This window comes from Colwellia sp. D2M02 (assembly GCF_018860755.1).
GTDB classification, from domain to species: domain Bacteria; phylum Pseudomonadota; class Gammaproteobacteria; order Enterobacterales; family Alteromonadaceae; genus Colwellia; species Colwellia asteriadis.
Genome location: NZ_JAHKPW010000050.1, coordinates 54,666 through 72,090 on the forward strand (window position 1 = coordinate 54,666; position 17,425 = coordinate 72,090).

General features: G+C 38.8%; 19 protein-coding genes and 1 riboswitch. Of the genes, 14 read left to right on the forward strand and 5 right to left on the reverse strand.

The window, feature by feature from the left end; translation table 11 throughout:
* Positions 1 to 142 precede the first annotated feature (142 nt).
* Positions 143 to 484, reverse strand: a complete 342-nt coding sequence (erpA, locus tag KO495_RS08220; RefSeq protein WP_215979924.1) for an iron-sulfur cluster insertion protein ErpA — start codon at positions 482 to 484, stop codon at positions 143 to 145.
* Between the two features lie 90 nt (positions 485 to 574).
* On the reverse strand, positions 575 to 1,297 hold the full coding sequence (locus tag KO495_RS08225; protein WP_215979925.1) for a DUF6776 family protein: 723 nt from the start codon (positions 1,295 to 1,297) through the stop codon (positions 575 to 577).
* A 263-nt stretch (positions 1,298 to 1,560) separates the two neighbouring features.
* Between KO495_RS08225 and hemJ the strand changes: the two genes are divergently transcribed.
* The 3 genes from hemJ to hemL all read left to right on the forward strand — a co-directional run bounded on the left by hemJ (position 1,561) and on the right by hemL (position 4,553).
* The gene (hemJ, locus tag KO495_RS08230; RefSeq protein WP_215979926.1) at positions 1,561 to 2,004 is read left to right on the forward strand and encodes a protoporphyrinogen oxidase HemJ; all 444 of its coding nucleotides are present in this window, start codon (positions 1,561 to 1,563) and stop codon (positions 2,002 to 2,004) included.
* Between the two features lie 206 nt (positions 2,005 to 2,210).
* Entirely contained in the window at positions 2,211 to 3,224 is a 1,014-nt protein-coding gene (locus KO495_RS08235; RefSeq protein ID WP_215979927.1) for an aspartate carbamoyltransferase, read from the forward strand.
* Between the two features lie 45 nt (positions 3,225 to 3,269).
* The gene (gene hemL, locus KO495_RS08240) at positions 3,270 to 4,553 is read left to right on the forward strand and encodes a glutamate-1-semialdehyde 2,1-aminomutase (protein WP_215979928.1); all 1,284 of its coding nucleotides are present in this window, start codon (positions 3,270 to 3,272) and stop codon (positions 4,551 to 4,553) included.
* A gap of 138 nt (positions 4,554 to 4,691) precedes the next feature.
* Here the strand turns inward: hemL and KO495_RS08245 are convergent, their stop codons facing one another.
* Together KO495_RS08245 and moeA are read right to left on the reverse strand one after the other, a co-directional pair.
* Positions 4,692 to 5,105 carry a hypothetical protein gene (locus tag KO495_RS08245; RefSeq protein WP_215979929.1) on the reverse strand — a complete coding sequence of 138 codons (414 nt, stop codon included), beginning with the start codon at positions 5,103 to 5,105 and terminating at the stop codon, positions 4,692 to 4,694.
* 111 nt (positions 5,106 to 5,216) lie between these two features.
* The gene (moeA, locus tag KO495_RS08250) at positions 5,217 to 6,455 is read right to left on the reverse strand and encodes a molybdopterin molybdotransferase MoeA (protein ID WP_215979930.1); all 1,239 of its coding nucleotides are present in this window, start codon (positions 6,453 to 6,455) and stop codon (positions 5,217 to 5,219) included.
* 226 nt (positions 6,456 to 6,681) lie between these two features.
* Positions 6,682 to 6,862, forward strand: a riboswitch (molybdenum cofactor riboswitch).
* On the opposite strand from moeA, the gene moaA reads away from it, so the two are divergent.
* From moaA to KO495_RS08300, 10 genes are all read left to right on the forward strand, one after another.
* Positions 6,849 to 7,820 carry a GTP 3',8-cyclase MoaA gene (gene moaA / locus KO495_RS08255; RefSeq protein WP_215979931.1) on the forward strand — a complete coding sequence of 324 codons (972 nt, stop codon included), beginning with the start codon at positions 6,849 to 6,851 and terminating at the stop codon, positions 7,818 to 7,820. Its footprint overlaps the riboswitch before it by 14 nt.
* A 1-nt stretch (position 7,821) precedes the next feature.
* Complete coding sequence (locus tag KO495_RS08260) at positions 7,822 to 8,574, forward strand: NTP transferase domain-containing protein (protein WP_252738876.1); 753 nt, start codon at positions 7,822 to 7,824, stop codon at positions 8,572 to 8,574.
* 81 nt (positions 8,575 to 8,655) lie between these two features.
* Positions 8,656 to 9,198 carry a molybdenum cofactor biosynthesis protein B gene (gene moaB, locus KO495_RS08265; RefSeq protein WP_215979932.1) on the forward strand — a complete coding sequence of 181 codons (543 nt, stop codon included), beginning with the start codon at positions 8,656 to 8,658 and terminating at the stop codon, positions 9,196 to 9,198.
* On the forward strand, positions 9,198 to 9,713 hold the full coding sequence (gene moaC / locus KO495_RS08270; RefSeq protein ID WP_215979933.1) for a cyclic pyranopterin monophosphate synthase MoaC: 516 nt from the start codon (positions 9,198 to 9,200) through the stop codon (positions 9,711 to 9,713). Before moaB ends, moaC begins: the two co-directional genes overlap by 1 nt.
* 13 nt (positions 9,714 to 9,726) lie before the next feature.
* Positions 9,727 to 9,975, forward strand: a complete 249-nt coding sequence (moaD, locus tag KO495_RS08275) for a molybdopterin converting factor subunit 1 (RefSeq protein ID WP_215979934.1) — start codon at positions 9,727 to 9,729, stop codon at positions 9,973 to 9,975.
* A 3-nt stretch (positions 9,976 to 9,978) separates the two neighbouring features.
* Positions 9,979 to 10,524 (forward strand): molybdopterin synthase catalytic subunit MoaE, encoded by a 546-nt coding sequence (gene moaE / locus KO495_RS08280; protein WP_215979935.1) that lies wholly within the window; start codon positions 9,979 to 9,981, stop codon positions 10,522 to 10,524.
* Positions 10,515 to 11,390, forward strand: a complete 876-nt coding sequence (modA, locus tag KO495_RS08285) for a molybdate ABC transporter substrate-binding protein (RefSeq protein ID WP_252738877.1) — start codon at positions 10,515 to 10,517, stop codon at positions 11,388 to 11,390. The genes moaE and modA overlap by 10 nt, the downstream gene beginning before the upstream one ends.
* The gene (modB, locus tag KO495_RS08290; protein WP_215979936.1) at positions 11,377 to 12,075 is read left to right on the forward strand and encodes a molybdate ABC transporter permease subunit; all 699 of its coding nucleotides are present in this window, start codon (positions 11,377 to 11,379) and stop codon (positions 12,073 to 12,075) included. The genes modA and modB overlap by 14 nt, the downstream gene beginning before the upstream one ends.
* On the forward strand, positions 12,072 to 13,292 hold the full coding sequence (modC, locus tag KO495_RS08295) for a molybdenum ABC transporter ATP-binding protein (RefSeq protein WP_215979937.1): 1,221 nt from the start codon (positions 12,072 to 12,074) through the stop codon (positions 13,290 to 13,292). The genes modB and modC overlap by 4 nt, the downstream gene beginning before the upstream one ends.
* 74 nt (positions 13,293 to 13,366) lie before the next feature.
* Positions 13,367 to 14,113: a HesA/MoeB/ThiF family protein gene (locus KO495_RS08300; RefSeq protein ID WP_215979938.1), complete on the forward strand. Its 747-nt coding sequence runs from the start codon at positions 13,367 to 13,369 to the stop codon at positions 14,111 to 14,113.
* A gap of 76 nt (positions 14,114 to 14,189) precedes the next feature.
* Here the strand turns inward: KO495_RS08300 and KO495_RS08305 are convergent, their stop codons facing one another.
* Entirely contained in the window at positions 14,190 to 14,762 is a 573-nt protein-coding gene (locus KO495_RS08305; protein WP_215979939.1) for a DUF1285 domain-containing protein, read from the reverse strand.
* Positions 14,763 to 15,136: 374 nt separating this feature from the next.
* Between KO495_RS08305 and KO495_RS08310 the strand changes: the two genes are divergently transcribed.
* Positions 15,137 to 17,191: a S9 family peptidase gene (locus tag KO495_RS08310; protein WP_252738883.1), complete on the forward strand. Its 2,055-nt coding sequence runs from the start codon at positions 15,137 to 15,139 to the stop codon at positions 17,189 to 17,191.
* Positions 17,192 to 17,425: the final 234 nt, after the last annotated feature.

Consider the following 17,425-nt stretch of genomic DNA (forward strand, 5'->3'; position numbering starts at 1 on the left):
ATTTCAATTTGTTAAATATCTTTTAAACCGAGTTCAGGTTACATAATAGAAAGATACAGCAAAGTAAGACCAGGTGTTACTATTACCAATAAAAACGCCGACAATTTGTCGGCGTTTTTGTGTAATCAATTCATTGTATCGGCTAAATAGAAAAAGATGAACCACAGCCACAGGTTGTTGATGCGTTAGGGTTATTGACCACAAATCGGCTACCTTCTAAACTCTCTAGGTAGTCAACCTCACCATCAACAAGATATTGTAAGCTCATTGGATCAACCACCATAGTCACTCCTTGCTTATCAATAGTTAAGTCACCGTCATTCACTTTTTCGTCAAAGGTAAAACCGTATGAAAAGCCTGAACAGCCGCCACCTGTTACATAAACTCGTAATTTAAGCGCTGGGTTTTCTTCTTCGGTGATTAATGACAGGACTTTACTTGCCGCAGCATCGGTAAATTTTATCGGTAATTCTGGAGTGGACATAGCGCTCTACTTACTTAAATGAATGGTATACAACAAGGGTAATTATCTTAAACCTGACTAATTTAATCAAGTATTATGTTTTTTATCTGTTTATGGCTTTTCAAGCTGCCATGGCATAATTTTTTCTAAGTCGGCCTGCTTTTGCCCTGTTCTTCGAGGCAAGTTAACACTTAACTGTATATTTTCAGGAGTAAAGCTTTCTGGCAATGTGAATTCACCGCTAAGCACCTGAAAAAATTGAAAGCTAAACGAACGTTCCTGCTTGGATACATTAGAAACATCACTTAATTTTAGTGTTTTAAGTTGGTTATTTTCACTACCCAAAAACGTTAAGTTGATATCGCCTTTACTATAGCGTCTTTTTAACTGTTGCTGTAGTAACGTGACTTCAAAACGATAATGGTGCGCTAACGAGGTTGGGAATATTTTAACGCCCTCAACGACTAAACTACCCGCTTGCTTCTCTGGCGCCATAATTTTTTCATAAAAAGCCAGTTGTTTCTTTACTTGGTGATGCTCTTGCGCTGCAGATTTAATTGAGGCTTGCGCTTCTTTATTGGCTAATTGTTCAAGCGTTAACTCTACTTCTAGGGTATGTATCTGCTCTATCGCTTGCTCATGCTGTTGATACAAATTATCTAAGCGCTCTTTTTGTTGTGCCAAAGTAGAAACTTGCGCGTGATGATAATAGTTACCGACTCGATAGCCAATAAATAAACACAGGCTGATCAAAGCCACTAAAAATAAGGCTGACTTAAAAGCCCCTAACCTTTGTACAACAATACCTAGATTTATTTTTGCTAACCAATTCATTTGTAAAGTATTATAATCCTATGAAAAGTAAAGATATGGCCTAATCACGCTTTATGCGACAATAATCATTACGGCAACTGCATATAAACTAAGCATGCGTACTATAACAGCTTAGCAACGCTAAGTCGTTTTCATTTGATTATTAGTCATTAAGAATGCCAAAAGGTTTTAGTGGCTATACGAGTAATTAACGCCAGTAACATCGCGACTTTTTTCACTGTTTAAATTTTAGCGAATCACACCTAAGGTGAGGAAAACCATTAATGAGCAATTTTTTAATCAACAATATTTTATGGTTAAAGGCATTTCATGTCATTTTTATGGTTGCTTGGTTTGCTGGTATTTTTTATTTACCACGCCTATTTGTAAACCATGCTGAAACATCATCAAACGTAGTATCTGAACAACTTAAAGGCATGGAGCGACGTTTATTATTATTTGTAACACCTTTTGCATTATTAACTTTAGTGCTCGGGTTAGCCATTATCTATGCTTATGGTACAGCATGGTTTGTTAGTGCTACTTGGTTACATATCAAGCTAAGTTTAGTTATTTTGCTTTTTATCTATCACGGTTACTGTTTTAAATTAGTAAAAACTTTTCAACAAGACAAAAACACTCGTTCAGGGAAGTTTTATCGATTTTTCAATGAAATCCCCGTTATCATTTTGTTTGTCGTTATTATTTTGGCATACGTAAAACCGTAGATCCTAATATAGTCAAGTAAAAGGCAGGTGCAGTAAGTTAACAGCACCTGTCAATTCATCGCATCAATTCATCACATCAATTATAATTAACCTGCATACTTTTAGTTACAAGTCATACGGTAAAAGCATTCAAATAAAGTTAAGTGCTGGGCAAATTTATGCTATATTTCGTGGCAAATTTTTACCTGAATGTACAACTACTCAAGATGATGAAATTTCAAGGCAGTCATATTCTTTCGGTATCACAGTTTGACCGTGACGCTATCGCCAAAATATTAAATGTTTCCGCACAAATGGCACCTTACGCCTCCAGACAAAAACGTTGTCATGTTTTAGATGGTGCTATTTTAAGTAACCTGTTTTTTGAGCCAAGTACTCGTACCCGAGTTAGCTTTGGCACTGCATTTAACTTACTAGGTGGTTTTGTTCGAGAAACCGTAGGGCAAGAAAATTCATCATTAAGTAAAGGCGAGTCATTATTTGATACTGCCCAAGTAATTAGCGGTTATTCAGATGTTATTGCCATGCGTCACCCGCAAATGCATTCGGTTGAACAATTTGCACAAGGCAGCACAGTTCCAGTAATTAACGGCGGTGATGGTGCCAATGAACACCCAACACAAGCGCTACTAGACCTATTTACTATTCAATCAGAAATGATGCATTTTAATAAAGGCTTAGATAATTTAAATATTGTCTTAATGGGTGATTTAAAACACGGCCGTACCGTACATTCATTATCAAAGTTATTAAGTCTTTATAACAATGTTAAAGTCACTATGGTGTCACCAAAAGAGTTACAAATGCCTGATAGCGTTATTTCTACGTTAACTAATGCTGGCCATCAAGTGATCGTCACCGATACTATGGCAGGCAACCTTTCGTGTGATGTTATTTATCAAACCCGTATTCAACAAGAACGCTTTGCCAGTAAAGACGAAGCCGACTTGTATCGTGGTCACTTTAGTTTAAATAAAAGTGTCTATAAACAATATTGCCAAGAAAACACGGTAATTATGCATCCATTGCCGCGTGACTCTCGCCCTGAAGCAAACGAGTTAGATATCGACCTAAATGATTTAGATAACCTTGCCATTTTCAGACAAGCACAAAATGGTGTTCTAGTTCGCATGGCACTATTTGCTTTAACCTTAGGTGTTGAAGAGCAATTAACCGCTTATGAAAAACCCGTCAATTGGTTCACTAATAAAAATCGTTAATACCTTTTGTCTACGTTAGCTATCACTTTTTAAAAGAAACATATTATGAATAAATCAGAACAATTATTTGAACAAGCTCAACAAGTTATCCCTGGTGGCGTAAATTCGCCCGTTCGTGCTTTTAATGGCGTTGGTGGTGTTCCTTGTTTTATTAAACGCGCTGAAGGCGCCTATATTTTTGATGCCGATGACAACGCTTATATCGATTACGTTGGCTCATGGGGACCAATGATTTTAGGTCATAATCACCCCGCTATTCTTGATGCGGTAATAAGCACAGCTAAAAACGGTTTAAGCTTTGGTGCGCCAACCGAAGTTGAGATTACCATGGCGAATAAAGTGCGTGAACTGGTACCGTCAATGGAATCATTACGTATGGTAAGCTCAGGTACAGAAGCAACCATGAGCGCTATTCGCTTGGCTCGTGGTTATACTGGCCGTGACAAAATTTTAAAGTTTGAAGGCTGCTATCATGGCCATGCCGACTCTTTATTGGTAAAAGCTGGCTCTGGCGCACTAACCATGGGCGTACCTAACTCTCCGGGTATTCCAGCAGACTTTGCTCAACATACTTTAACCGTTAGCTTTAATAATATTGACGAAGTTAAAGCTATTTTCGCTAAATACCCAGAAGATATTGCTTGTATTATTGTTGAACCCGTTGCTGGCAACATGAACTGCATTCCACCTGTAGAAGGCTTTTTAGAAGGGCTACGCGAGGTTTGTGATCAATACAATAGCGTACTTATTTTTGACGAAGTAATGACAGGTTTCCGCGTTGCTTTAGGTGGCGCACAAGCGCACTACAACATTAAGCCTGACTTAACCACATTAGGTAAAGTTATTGGTGGCGGTATGCCCGTTGGTGCATTTGGCGGCAAACAAGAAATTATGGACTACATTGCGCCGATTGGCCCGGTTTACCAAGCAGGCACCTTATCAGGAAACCCATTAGCAATGTCAGCAGGTTTAGCATCATTAACCGAGCTAGCCCAAGGTGAAAAACACGCACAATTAAGTGCTTCAACTGAAAAGCTCGCGATGGGATTAAAGGCTGCTGCTGAACGCAATGGTGTAGACTTAAGTGTTAATTACGTTGGCGGAATGTTTGGCTTTTTCTTTACAAACGATAGCGCGCCAATTACCAGTTATGCACAAGCGACCGCCTGTGACGCTGACCTATTTAAACGCTTTTTCCACTTAATGCTAGCTGAAGGGGTTTATTTAGCGCCATCAGCCTTTGAAACAGGTTTTGTTTCAACAGCGCACAGCGATGAAATTATTGAGAAAACATTAGCTGCAGCAGACAAATGTTTTGCTCAACTATAACTTTGCTCAACTATAAGAATAGGTGATCTATTTATTTTGAACCTAGCTAAGCTATTAATCATTAGTTAGATTCAATAGTTAATTAAAAGTCACGTTAATAATAACTTATTGTTAACGTGATTATATTTAATTACTCAGTTACGAGGCGACTTCGTTCACGTTTGGGCTAGACATTGACTTTACTTCAGTTTTCAACCATTGATAAGCCTGTAACCAACCAGACTCAACACCGTCAAACATTTTAAAGTTCCAACGCTGCTCTTGACGCAAAGCCCGTACGCTCTGAGCGACACTCTCTCCTTGAAAGTCGTACGTTACCACAGCAATCGCCATCATATTTTTTTGTGAAACAACACTTATTTTCGCTTCAAAGGTATAATCATATAAATTAATTTTATTGATTAATAAGGCAAACGGCCCTGAAAACTGGCGAGTAAAATACTCATCACATTCAGTAATCATAGCCACCGATATTTCAACATTAGGGTGCACCGTAATTTCTGCAATATGTTCTGTGAGTATGTTCACGTCGGCAAAGCTTAATTCATCCATGATTTAACTTACCTTGTTTTTTTTGTTGAATACAACAGTTATTATTGTACATTTGTTAAATTTATTACGACCACTTTACAAGAAAGCCATTCTATATACAAAAGACTTTAATTAATTATTTAAGAATATATCAAATAGTTGCACAGTCACTTGTTGGCCTTTAGTTATATGTCCCTGCTCTTGTGGCAATTCAATAAAACAATTAGCTTGAGATAGGCTAGATAAAATACCTGAGCCTTGCGCGCCTGTTGAGTGAACAACATTATCACCTTCAGCATTTACCGTTAGAAAACCGCGTTGGAAATCTTTTCTCCCTGGGGATTTACGTAAGTCATCAGCCGATTTAACTTGTAAGCGTGTACGTGTCAAAGGTGCTGCGTTTTGCATTTTTGTTAGGGCTATTAAAGCAAGTTGATGAAAGGTCACTAAAGCTGAAACAGGGTTACCGGGTAAGCCAAAAAAAACACTATTGGCTAGCTTACCAAAAGCAAAGGGCTTTCCTGGCTTCATCGCTATTTTCCAAAAACCAATATCACCGAGTTCATCGAGTACCGCTTTAGTGTAATCTGCATCACCAACGGAAACACCACCTGAAGAGATAACCGCATCCGCTTGTTCATCAGCACTGATAAAAGCCTGTTTTATTTTTTGGTAATCGTCTTCAATAATGCCAAAATTGATCACTTCCACGCCTAATTTTTCTAACATTGATGACAGTACAAAGCTGTTAGTTTCATAAATGTCACCGGCTTGTAACGCTTGCCCTGGTAATTTCAGCTCATCACCGGTAGCAATTAAAGCAACCCTTAACTTACGAAAAACACGTAATGTCACAACACCTAACGACGCTAACACGCCAATGTCAACAGAGGTTATTTTATGGCCTTTCGCTAACACTCGTTGCGTTATTTGTATATCTTCACCCGCTTTACGCACATGAGAGCCAAGTTTTTTCTCTTGCAAGAAAGTAATATTATCGCCATTAACCGTTGTATTCTCTTGCATTTCAACACTATCACAGCCTTGGGGCATTTTAGCGCCTGTCATAATACGTATGCACTGCCCTGCTTGGCATTCACCTTGATAAGGTGCTCCAGCCATAGATCGCCCAACCAATGTTAAGGTTTTGCTCTGCTGTAAACTGCTCAAAGCAAAAGCATAACCATCCATGGCAGAATTGTCATGAGGCGGTACATTTAATGGGCTTACAACATCTGAAGCTAATACATAGTTTTGCGCCTGAGTAATAGGCAATTCAATGGTTTCGGTGATCGCAGAAACTTGATCAAGCATTTTAGTTAATGCCTGTTCAAACGGTAATAATCCGGGGGCTGAGCAACAATCTGACATAAAAAACTCACTGGCTATAGATGGGGTTTGCTACTTATCGCGAATGACAGCAACAAATGGATACAATAATATAATGATAGTATCGCCTAAATAAAGTCTGTATTGATAGCAATTTAATCACCGATATGTTGATATACAATAAGAAAAGTGATTATTTTACTCTGCTATAATAACGATAGACTTTTAGGTAATACTGAAACTTATAAGCTAAAATTTATAAACTAGAATTTACAAAAAACACCGAGCTTTTATTGCTACCTTAGCTCTAGCTAGCACGCAATATTATGCCGTAGCGTTTTATTATAAAAATGTTTAGTGACATAACTTTATAATTAAAGACACTGCCAAGGTTAACAAGGAAACGCGTTAGCCTCCCGACTTTGGAAAGGTGATATGTTAACAGACAACTTTGGCAGAAGGTTTCATTACCTGCGCCTATCAATAACTGACGTGTGTAACTTTAGTTGCAACTATTGTCTGCCTGATGGTTATCAATGCGATCAACCACGCGACTTTATGTCGTTAACCGAAATTAAACGTGTTGCTAAGGCGTTTGCCGAGCTCGGTACTGAAAAAATTCGCATAACCGGCGGTGAGCCAGCACTTCGCAAAGATTTACCTGAAATTATAAAAGCCTGTAAACAAACACCGGGCATTAAAAAGGTAGCAATTACCACCAATGGTTTTAAGTTACCTGAGCATTTACCTTTATGGCTTGATGCTGGCATAGATGCTATTAATGTCAGTATTGATAGTTTAGATGCGCGTCAATTTAAAATAATTACCGGTCACGATAAGCTGCAAACCATATTAAAAGGTATTGATATGGCACTAGCCGACGGTCGCGCTCAAATCAAAGTGAACACTGTGTTAATGCGCGAATATAGCGGCAAAGGCATTGCTCAATACCTTGAGTGGCTAAAAAATACGCCAGTGACTTTACGCTTTATTGAGTTAATGCAAACAGGCGACAATCAAGAATTTTTTAACGCACAACATGTGCAAGGTTCTCGTATTAAACAAAACCTTATTCTTGACGGTTGGTTACCTATCATACAAGACAGAGCCGCGGGTCCTGCACAAGAATTCTATCACCCTGATTATCAAGGCCGTATTGGTTTAATCATGCCTTATGCAAAAGACTTTTGTGATAGCTGCAATCGCTTACGCATCAGCTCAAGTGCTAAATTACATTTATGTTTGTTTGGTGAGCAAGGGCTATCTGTACGAGATGAACTACAAAGTGATGACTTAGTGCCTTTGCAGACAAAAATTGTTTCACTACTTAATGATAAAAAAGCGACTCACTTTCTTCATGAAAAACTCACAGGTGCCACCAAACACCTTGCGATGCTTGGCGGTTAATATGCATTATTTAAAAACAAACACCTGTAACAGTGCTCAAGTGGTTAGCAATCAAAACACGCAACATGTAACGGCAATGCAAAATGCTAACTGCCTAGGCGTTATTCTTGCCGGTGGTTTATCTTCACGTATGGGGCAAGACAAAAGCCAATTAATGCATAATCGCGATAATATCTCGATGTTAGATTATTCAAAAAAGCTATTAAAGAGTTCAGGTATCGAGCACATTATTACCAGTGGCGATGAACACCAAGTGGCTGATATTATTCCACAAGCTGGTCCTGTTGGTGGCATTTACAGTGTGTTATCGCACTTTACTGGCCCAGTTCAACCTAAAGGCTTACTTATATTACCGGTAGATTTACCATTAATGTCTGCCAAGGCGTTGACTGAATTACGTATTAAGGGAGAGCTAAGTCAAAAAGCGACTTACTTTACCGACAGCCAAGGTAGTAACCACCATATTCCGCTGTATTTACCTAATAATGCTTATTTAGCGCTTTTTCTTGAGCAAGCCTTTCAAAACGGTTTCCTTACATCTCAAAAAAATGCGAGCCAAAGTGGTGTTAATAGCTTTACTAAGAGCAATATTAAAAACAGCCGTGAAAGCTCTCCTAAAAGCAAGAAGAATGGCCCATCAATTAAGCAGCTATTAAGTAAAGTTCCTTCACAAGCTATAACTTGTACCCATGATAATGCTTTGTTTAATACCAACACGCCACAGCAGTGGCAGCAAGCAAATCAGTACCTTTAGGGCATTAAATTTTATAACGCATATAACGATACAACTCAACTTAAACCATTTATTAAAAATATTTAGCATAAGGAAAACCCTATGTCAGCACACGGCGGCAAAGCATTTACTCCTCTTAACATTGCCATTTTAACGGTTTCAGACACACGTACTGAAGAAAATGATACTTCTGGACAAGCATTAGTTGAGCGTATTACCTCAGCTGGGCACCACTTAGCTGACAAAGCAATTGTTATTGATGATGTTTATCAGCTACGCGCTAAAGTATCTCAATGGATAGCAGATGATAACATTCACGCGATTATTTCAACCGGTGGCACAGGCTTTACAGAACGCGACAACACTCCTGAAGCCTTAATGCCTTTATTTGATAAAGCAGTAGAAGGTTTTGGCGAAATATTTCGCCACGTATCATTACATGAAATAGGCACATCAACTATTCAATCTCGCGCCTTTGGTGGTATAGCAAATAAAACCGTAGTACTTTGCGTACCCGGCTCAACCAATGCGTGTAAAACAGCGTGGGATAAAGTGATTAAAGAACAGCTAGATGCGAGCCACAAACCTTGTAATTTTGTACCTCACCTAAATATTACAGCCAACCTTTGCGAGACTCGTGGCTAATGACAACGCTAAAAAATAACGAACAGCAACCAACAGCTAACGTTGCACTAAGTCACCTGAATCAACAAGGTGAAGCTAATATGGTTGATGTAACCGAAAAAGCAATGACTTCGCGTACAGCAACTGCGCAAGGCATTATCAGTATGAATGCAGCTACCTTTGAATTAATTACAACAGGCAAACATAAAAAAGGTGATGTGTTTGCGGTTGCCCGTATTGCCGGTATTCAAGCCGCCAAGAAATGCAGTGACTTAATTCCATTGTGTCACCCATTAATGCTTACTAAAGTGCAAGTTGATTTCACTCTTGATACTGAAAATCAACAAGTTATTGTTACTAGCTTATGCCGTTTAACAGGGCAAACTGGCGTTGAAATGGAAGCACTGACCGCTGCATCAGTGGCTTGTTTAACTTTATTTGATATGTGTAAAGCGGCCGATCCCGCCATGGAAATTCACGGTATTAAAGTACTCACCAAAGAAGGTGGTAAATCAGGTCACTGGCAAGCTAAATAAGGAATTATTACTTATGATCAAAGTTGTTTTTTTTGCCGCACTACGCGAGCAATTACAATGTAGTGAATTATCATTACCAACAGATAACATTAAAACCATTAACGATGTAAAAAACCAACTCATCAATAAAGGTGAGCAATGGCAAAGCGCATTGGCTAATACCTCACTATTAGCGGCAGTAAATCATGACATGGTTGACAGCAACACTGCGGTAAAATCAGGTGATGAAGTCGCTTTTTTTCCACCGGTTACAGGCGGGTAATTAATGTCGAAAATCAACCCAACAGCTACCAGCAACGAGGTTTCAATTCAGCAGCAAGATTTCAGCCTTGCTGATGAAGTAGCACTGTTAGAGCAGGATAATGCAATCGATGGCGCGGTGGTAACTTTTACTGGTAGAGTGCGCAACCAAAATAATGGTAACCATGTTACCGGATTAACTTTAGAGCACTACCCAGGTATGACTGAAAAAACCATTATCGCTATTATTGCGACAGCAAAAGAGCGTTGGAATATTGGTCGAGTTAAAGTCATACACCGTATTGGTCAACTTAATATTGGCGAGCAAATTGTTTTTGTCGGTGTAACGAGTAAACACCGTCAAGATGCTTTTGCAGCCAATGAATTCATTATGGACTTTCTTAAAGTGAAAGCGCCTTTTTGGAAAAAAGAACGCGTAGTTACCAGGACAGACAGCTCAAACTCCACTCACGAAACTAAAATCAACACTAAAACCGACACTAAAATAGAAACTGAACAATGGTTAGACGCCAAAGACAGTGACAATAATAAAGCGCAAACATGGTCTTAATTTTCAATAAAAAATATCAACAACTTAAGCGAATAATGTTGTCGCTTTGCTCGGTTTTTCCCTGTTCAGTATTACTCTTTGTTATTTTTACTGGTACTAATGCGTTTGCCAACGCCTCAAAGAGTAACGACGATACGCCGCTACGCATTGCTGTGGCAGCAAACTTTGCTCCTGTTCTTGAAATATTATTAGCTGACTTTGAAAACGAAACCGGCATTAAGAGCCAAGTTATTAACGGTGCCAGTGGAGCTATCTATTTACAATTAAAACATGGGGCTCCGTTTGATATTTTTTTAAGTGCTGATCAGCGTCGTCCGTTACAACTTGAGCAAGATAATTTAATTGTCAAAAATAGTCGAAAAACTTACGCGACAGGACAACTCGCATTATTCATTAATGATCTGAAACCGAGCAAAAGCCAGAACCAAAACCAAAGCAAAAAAACAGTAATAGAAACAAGCAACAACGCTAATTCTCTTTTCGATGTATTACAAAATCCTCCTAAAAATTTCGCCATTGCTAACCCCAAAATCGCCCCTTATGGTAAAGCAGCTCAAGAGACGTTAACGTATTTAAAACTTTGGGATATTTATCAAAAGCGTTTAATTAAAGGCATTAATATCAATCAAACCTTTATGCAAATTCAAAGTAAAGCGGTAAAAAGTGGCTTGGTTGCCAATAGTCAGTTAGTGCTTAACAACCTGTCAGGTATTACTATTCCGAGTGAATTCCATCAACCAATAAAACAACAATTGGTTATTTTACGTAACAGTAAAAATATAGCCAAAGCACAACAGCTTAGTAGTTTTTTACTACGCCCAAGCATCCAAAACATTATTGTAAGATACGGTTATGCAAAATCCTGATTTACAAGCTCTGATCACAACCTTACAAATGGCAGGCTTAACCACGGTCATTTTGTTAATACTAGGAACGCCACTTGCCTGGTATTTAGCAAAAATGACTAGCCGATTTAAAGTGGTTATTGAAGCCGTTGTTGCATTACCTTTAGTATTACCGCCAACCGTACTAGGCTTTTACTTACTAATTGCTTTTTCGCCTGAATATTTACCGGGTCAATTATGGCAGCAAGCCACTGGACAACAACTTGCTTTTAGCTTTTCAGCAATTGTTATCGGCTCGGTTTTATATTCGCTGCCTTTTGTGGTGCAGCCATTACAAAAAGCCTTTGAGCAGTTAGGCGATAACTTACTTGAAGCGGGCGCAGTACTCGGCGCAGGTCCGTTTGACCGGTTTTTCCACATTGTTTTACCCTTAACTAAAGCCAGTTTTATAACAGCTGCTAGTTTAGGTTTCGCCCATACGGTTGGAGAGTTTGGTGTAATATTAATGATTGGCGGTAATATTCCCGGTGAAACTCGCGTATTATCCATTGCACTTTTTGATCATGTTGAAGCCTTTGATTACGCTAAAGCGCATTTACTGGCAATCAGCTTATTAATTAGCTCAATGATTTTACTTTCTGCGGTTTACTTAATTAACTTACCGAAAAAACACCGTAACGTTAACTCAGTAGGGGCCGATAAATGACAACTGATGATACCTGCTCAACACTACCCCCTGAAAGCCAAAAAAGCTTTGATAACCTACTGTGTTTAGACATCAACATTCACTATGAAAACTTTCGTTTAGCCCTTAAACAAGATATTCCATTAACAGGGATTACCGGTATATTTGGTCATTCAGGCTCAGGTAAGTCAACGTTATTACGCGCTATCGCAGGATTAGAGCCTAAAACACAAGGCCAAATTACACTTGCCAATAAACCCCTACTCAATAGCAATGGCGCACTTGTTTTAAAAAGTGAGCAACGCGGCGTTGGTTTAGTTTTTCAAAACAGTCGTTTATTTCCGCATCTTAGCGTAATGAAAAATCTCAACTTTGCCAGTAAGCGCTGCAAAAATTCTACCTTAACGCTAAATGAAATTATTGAGCTAACCGGTTTAACTCCTTTATTAAACACACCCGTAACCGCACTTTCAGGAGGTCAGCAACAACGTGTCGCCCTTGCTAGAGCTATTCTCGCTGAGCCTCAGTTATTATTATTAGACGAGCCTCTCAGTGCATTAGACCAGCAAAGTAAAGCTCAATTACTCAACTTAATTACCACTATTCAGCAGCGACTTAGTTTACCTATTTTATATGTCAGTCACTCCCTTGATGAACTACAACAGGTCTGTGATAACCTATTAGTGTTAACCAATAATACCGCGATAATGACAAAAAAAAGTGCAAATGAACATTCAGCGTTTTTTGGCAATATTCACCATATGATTCACCAGTTAACACAAAGGCAGTATCAGGCGATAGACAGCACTGTGCAAGGCAATATAATTCAGCCTCAAACTAGCTTAGCGTTACCAATACTATCTACTAACAATGGTCATGGTTTAGCCGTGATCTCTCTACAAAAACAGCAAATATTATTACCAAGTTCTCAACTTGTTTTTGCTGAAAAAATCACTGCTGAAAGATTAGTAGGACAACCATTACGTTGTTTTATTCTCGCCAGCGATATTAGTATTTGTTTAACCGAGCCGCACAATAGCAGCATAGTAAACCAGCTACAGGGCACAATAAACAATATAAAAAAGGATAATACTAAGGTACTGCTGAGCATTGATTGTGACGCCCAAGAGTTTTTTGTTAGTATTAGCGCCTACTCGCAGAACAAATTAGCGTTAAAACAAGGGCAAAGCGTATTTTTGCAATTTAAAGCCAGTGCAGTGCGCACTTTCCTGAATTGATTTTTAACTAAATTTTCAGCGGATTACCTTAACGGAAAACCAAAGTAACATCATGCCAAGCTATAGGAAAAAACGTGTTAAGTAACCAAGAGCAACTCAAATATTCTCGTCAAATTATGCTAACTAACATTGGTGAGCAAGGCCAAATAGCATTACGGAATGCCAAAGTACTCATTTTAGGTGTTGGCGGTTTAGGTAACCCTGCGAGTTTATATTTAGCAGCGGCGGGTGTTGGCACCTTGTTTTTGGCCGATGGTGATGTGATTGAATTGAGTAACCTACCAAGACAAATCCTATTCACTGAAAACGATATCGACAACAACAAAGCCGATGTCGCTGCCGAAAAGCTTCAGGCACAATTTCCTGATACAAGCATTGAAGTGATTGATGAAATGCTAGATAAAGAGCTTTGCGATTACTATTTAGAGCAAGTTGATGTGGTACTCGATTGCTCTGATAACATTCAAACTCGCTATTTAATTAATCAAGCTTGTGTTGAGCATAAAGTCCCGTTAATTGTTGGTGCTGCCACAGGCTTTGACGGTCAACAATTAACCATTGATCCGCGTGACAATAATAGCGCTTGTTATCACTGTTTATTTCCTGCCAGTGAAAAAGCACCCGCAAATAACTGCCAAACTATCGGAATTATGGGTCCTATACTGGCGATGGTCGCAGGTATGCAAACCTTACAAGCCATTAAACTACTTACGGGAAACCCTGTACAAATAAATCAGCTCAATATGCTTGATGGCTTATCAAATCAGTGGCAGCAATTCACCATGAAAAAACAAAAAAGCTGCACTGTTTGTGGTGGTTAGTTATCGAGTTAGTTATAGAGTTAGTTATCGGGTTATTTAACCTCTGAGTTAGCTAATTAACCTGAGCTCTGGTTAACTAGTAATGCCCCAAAATAAATTTTTGCCCATCGCTATAAAAATACAATGCTACGGGCTCTGTTGATTGCTTTTCTTGGTTAGCACTTTGTTCAGCCGCTAAATCAACCCATTGATAATAAACATTGCGATGTACTTTCGCGAACAAGTTACGGCGCACATTAATGTATAAGCTCCCTTGTTCATCTATCGTTAGGTGACGGCTCGCATCAAGGACAAAAGTGTCTGCAAGGTTAGTCGAAACTTCCATGATTGTTTGCTTGTCATCAAGCCAGCGCCACTGAGTAATAATAAAAGGCGCATCTTCAACCGTTATTTTAACTTTTTCGACAGGTGTTACTAAAAAATATTCATCGCGCTGTTCATCTTGCTCTCGCCATAGCACACTTGCAAACAACTTCACTAACGCTAAACGCTTAAAAACCGTACCACCATAATACCAATCACCATTGGCTTTTATTTGTAAATCAATTTCACCGCAAAAAGGCGGGTTCCACAACTCAATTGGCGGTAGTTTAGCTTGGTCACTGTTATTATTTTGTTGCAGCTGTTTTGAGAGTTTATCTAATGACATACCTTTCCTTAAACCGTTAACTAGCTAATTGCCCACTAATCTTACATTTCCGTTACTTTACCCTATTTGGCGACGTTCGCGACTAAGTTCTCTTGATTATAATAAATAACCTGCTATTTTATTCTGGATACATTTATTTAACATTTGTAATGCTGCGTTATTGTTGTACCGACATTACAAAAAACAGATACATTAAGCCATCATTTAATTCACTCTTAATGTTATCCCCACTTACTCTATGAGCTTTTATGAACCCTTTAACAACTAAACAACTCGCGAACAAACTGTGCTTAGTCATTTCTTCAGCCCTGCTAATTAGTGCATGTAGCCATAACGAAAATACTGCTAACGAACTGCCAGATAACCAAACGCCTATGATCTCAATTACCGCACCAGTAGCCAAAAAAGTCCCTTATGAAATAGTCACCCACGGTCATAAACGTGTTGATGATTATTATTGGATGCGTGACGATACTCGTACTGATCCTGAAATTTTAGCGCATTTAGCCGCTGAGAATAGCTACGTAGACGCAAAGTTAGCGCACACGAGCGAACTACAAGAAACGCTTTTTGAAGAAATAAAAGCCCGCATTAAAAAGGATGACAATAGTGTACCCACTAAACGTGGCAATTACTTTTACGCCAGCCAAATGCAAGGCGACAACGAGTACCCTATTTATATTCGTTCCACCGACTTTTCTGGTAGTAATACCGAGGTATTATTGGATGTAAATCAACTCGCGAAAGCTCATGATTATTATCAATTATCAGGTCTGCGCGTTAGTCCAAGTGAAAAGGTATTAGCTTATGGTGAAGACACCGTTAGCCGAAGAATATATACCATTAAATTTAAAGATCTCTCAACAGGAGAGTTACTTGCTGATGAGCTTATCGGTACCAGTGGTAATATTGAATGGGGCAACGACAATAAAACCGTTTATTACATCAAACGTGACCCACAAACCCTACTCGCTTATCAAGTATTCCGTCATACCTTAGGTACACCACAAGCTAATGATGAGTTAATTTATGAGGAGCAAGATAAAACCTTTTACACTTTCATGAGTAAAAGCAAAGACAATAGCTCGGTAATTATTTGGCATAGCTCAACTGAAGCCAAAAGTGCCTCAGTGATTGATGCTAATAGTCCAAAGGCTACGCCTATTGAGTTTATTCCCCGTGAAACAGGGATCGAGTATTCAATCGCCAAAATGCATGACTGGTTTTACATCAGCACCAACTGGCAAGCCCAAAACTTTCGTTTAATGAAAGTGCATAAAGACAAGGTTGGCGATAAAAGCAATTGGCAAGATGTTATTGCTGCGAATGATAATATCAAGCTAGATGATTTTGAATTATTTAATGACCATTTAGTTTATCAACAACGAGAAAATGGTTTAATCCGCGTTACCGTACGCCAATTATCAACGGGTAAAGAACAACAACTTAGTTTCAATGACAGTGCGTTTAACTTAGGCCTTTACGGTAACAATAATTTAGATAACAGTGCATTACGCCTTTATTACACTAGCTTAACTACGCCATACACTGACTATGATGTTGATTTAACAACCCTTGAAAAAACGCAATTAAAACAAGATGAAGTGTTGGGTGATTTTGACTCAAATAACTATGCTTCTGAGCGCATTTTTATTACCGCACGCGATGGGGTAAAGGTTCCCGTATCACTTGTCTATCGCAAAGATAAGTTTAAAAAAGATGGTACTAACCCATTACATCAATACGGCTATGGCTCATATGGTTTGACTGTGGATCCTAGGTTTTCATTTAGTCGTTTAAGCTTACTCGACCGTGGCTTTGTTTATGCTATCGCTCATGTACGTGGCTCACAAATGCTTGGACGCCCTTGGTATGAAGATGGCAAAAAATTAACAAAAAATAATACCTTCACTGACTTTATTGACGTAACCAAAGCACTCGTCGCACAAGGCTATGGCGATAAAGATAACGTTTTTGCTTCTGGTGGCAGTGCTGGTGGTTTATTAATGGGAGCGGTGATGAATATGGCGCCTGAATTATATAACGGTGTGCATGCTGCTGTACCTTTTGTTGATGTGGTAACAACAATGCTCGATGAGAGTATTCCACTAACGACCAATGAATTTGATGAATGGGGTAACCCTAAAGATGAAGAATACTACAACTATATGTTGTCATACTCTCCTTATGATCAAATTAAAAAACAAAGCTACCCTAATACCTTAATCACCACAGGTTTACACGACTCACAGGTACAGTATTTTGAACCAATGAAATGGGTTGCTAAATTACGCGAATACAAAACGGGTGATAATATTTTGTTATTTAAAACTGATATGGAGTCAGGCCATGGCGGTGCATCGGGTCGCTTTAAAGGGATTCATGAAACCGCGTTAGAATACAGCTTCTTTATTGATTTACTTAAATAAGCTGAGTTCAGGTTAAATAACATATAGTACTTAATTTAACATAAACATTTGATACCAGGCGCTACTCACCATGGCACCTGGTATATTTCTACCTATCCTCGCCAGTCGTTAACCCCCTCCTCTATTATTACGCCTAGATAAAGCACTTCAAAGCAAACGTACTCGCCAAAACCAGCCCTATCAATGCAGCTGTATATTATCTATTAAAAATCATGCTTAATTAACCTGAGCTCG

What these genes read in the sequence shown, in the direction of transcription:
- erpA (WP_215979924.1), bottom strand. Translation starts at nt 484, where the DNA reads ATGTCCACTCCAGAATTACCGATAAAATTTACCGATGCTGCGGCAAGT.
- KO495_RS08225 (WP_215979925.1), bottom strand. Translation starts at nt 1,297, where the DNA reads ATGAATTGGTTAGCAAAAATAAATCTAGGTATTGTTGTACAAAGGTTA.
- hemJ (WP_215979926.1), top strand. Translation starts at nt 1,561, where the DNA reads ATGAGCAATTTTTTAATCAACAATATTTTATGGTTAAAGGCATTTCAT.
- KO495_RS08235 (WP_215979927.1), top strand. Translation starts at nt 2,211, where the DNA reads ATGATGAAATTTCAAGGCAGTCATATTCTTTCGGTATCACAGTTTGAC.
- hemL (WP_215979928.1), top strand. Translation starts at nt 3,270, where the DNA reads ATGAATAAATCAGAACAATTATTTGAACAAGCTCAACAAGTTATCCCT.
- KO495_RS08245 (WP_215979929.1), bottom strand. Translation starts at nt 5,105, where the DNA reads ATGGATGAATTAAGCTTTGCCGACGTGAACATACTCACAGAACATATT.
- moeA (WP_215979930.1), bottom strand. Translation starts at nt 6,455, where the DNA reads ATGTCAGATTGTTGCTCAGCCCCCGGATTATTACCGTTTGAACAGGCA.
- moaA (WP_215979931.1), top strand. Translation starts at nt 6,849, where the DNA reads ATGTTAACAGACAACTTTGGCAGAAGGTTTCATTACCTGCGCCTATCA.
- KO495_RS08260 (WP_252738876.1), top strand. Translation starts at nt 7,822, where the DNA reads ATGCATTATTTAAAAACAAACACCTGTAACAGTGCTCAAGTGGTTAGC.
- moaB (WP_215979932.1), top strand. Translation starts at nt 8,656, where the DNA reads ATGTCAGCACACGGCGGCAAAGCATTTACTCCTCTTAACATTGCCATT.
- moaC (WP_215979933.1), top strand. Translation starts at nt 9,198, where the DNA reads ATGACAACGCTAAAAAATAACGAACAGCAACCAACAGCTAACGTTGCA.
- moaD (WP_215979934.1), top strand. Translation starts at nt 9,727, where the DNA reads ATGATCAAAGTTGTTTTTTTTGCCGCACTACGCGAGCAATTACAATGT.
- moaE (WP_215979935.1), top strand. Translation starts at nt 9,979, where the DNA reads ATGTCGAAAATCAACCCAACAGCTACCAGCAACGAGGTTTCAATTCAG.
- modA (WP_252738877.1), top strand. Translation starts at nt 10,515, where the DNA reads ATGGTCTTAATTTTCAATAAAAAATATCAACAACTTAAGCGAATAATG.
- modB (WP_215979936.1), top strand. Translation starts at nt 11,377, where the DNA reads ATGCAAAATCCTGATTTACAAGCTCTGATCACAACCTTACAAATGGCA.
- modC (WP_215979937.1), top strand. Translation starts at nt 12,072, where the DNA reads ATGACAACTGATGATACCTGCTCAACACTACCCCCTGAAAGCCAAAAA.
- KO495_RS08305 (WP_215979939.1), bottom strand. Translation starts at nt 14,762, where the DNA reads ATGTCATTAGATAAACTCTCAAAACAGCTGCAACAAAATAATAACAGT.
- KO495_RS08310 (WP_252738883.1), top strand. Translation starts at nt 15,137, where the DNA reads ATGATCTCAATTACCGCACCAGTAGCCAAAAAAGTCCCTTATGAAATA.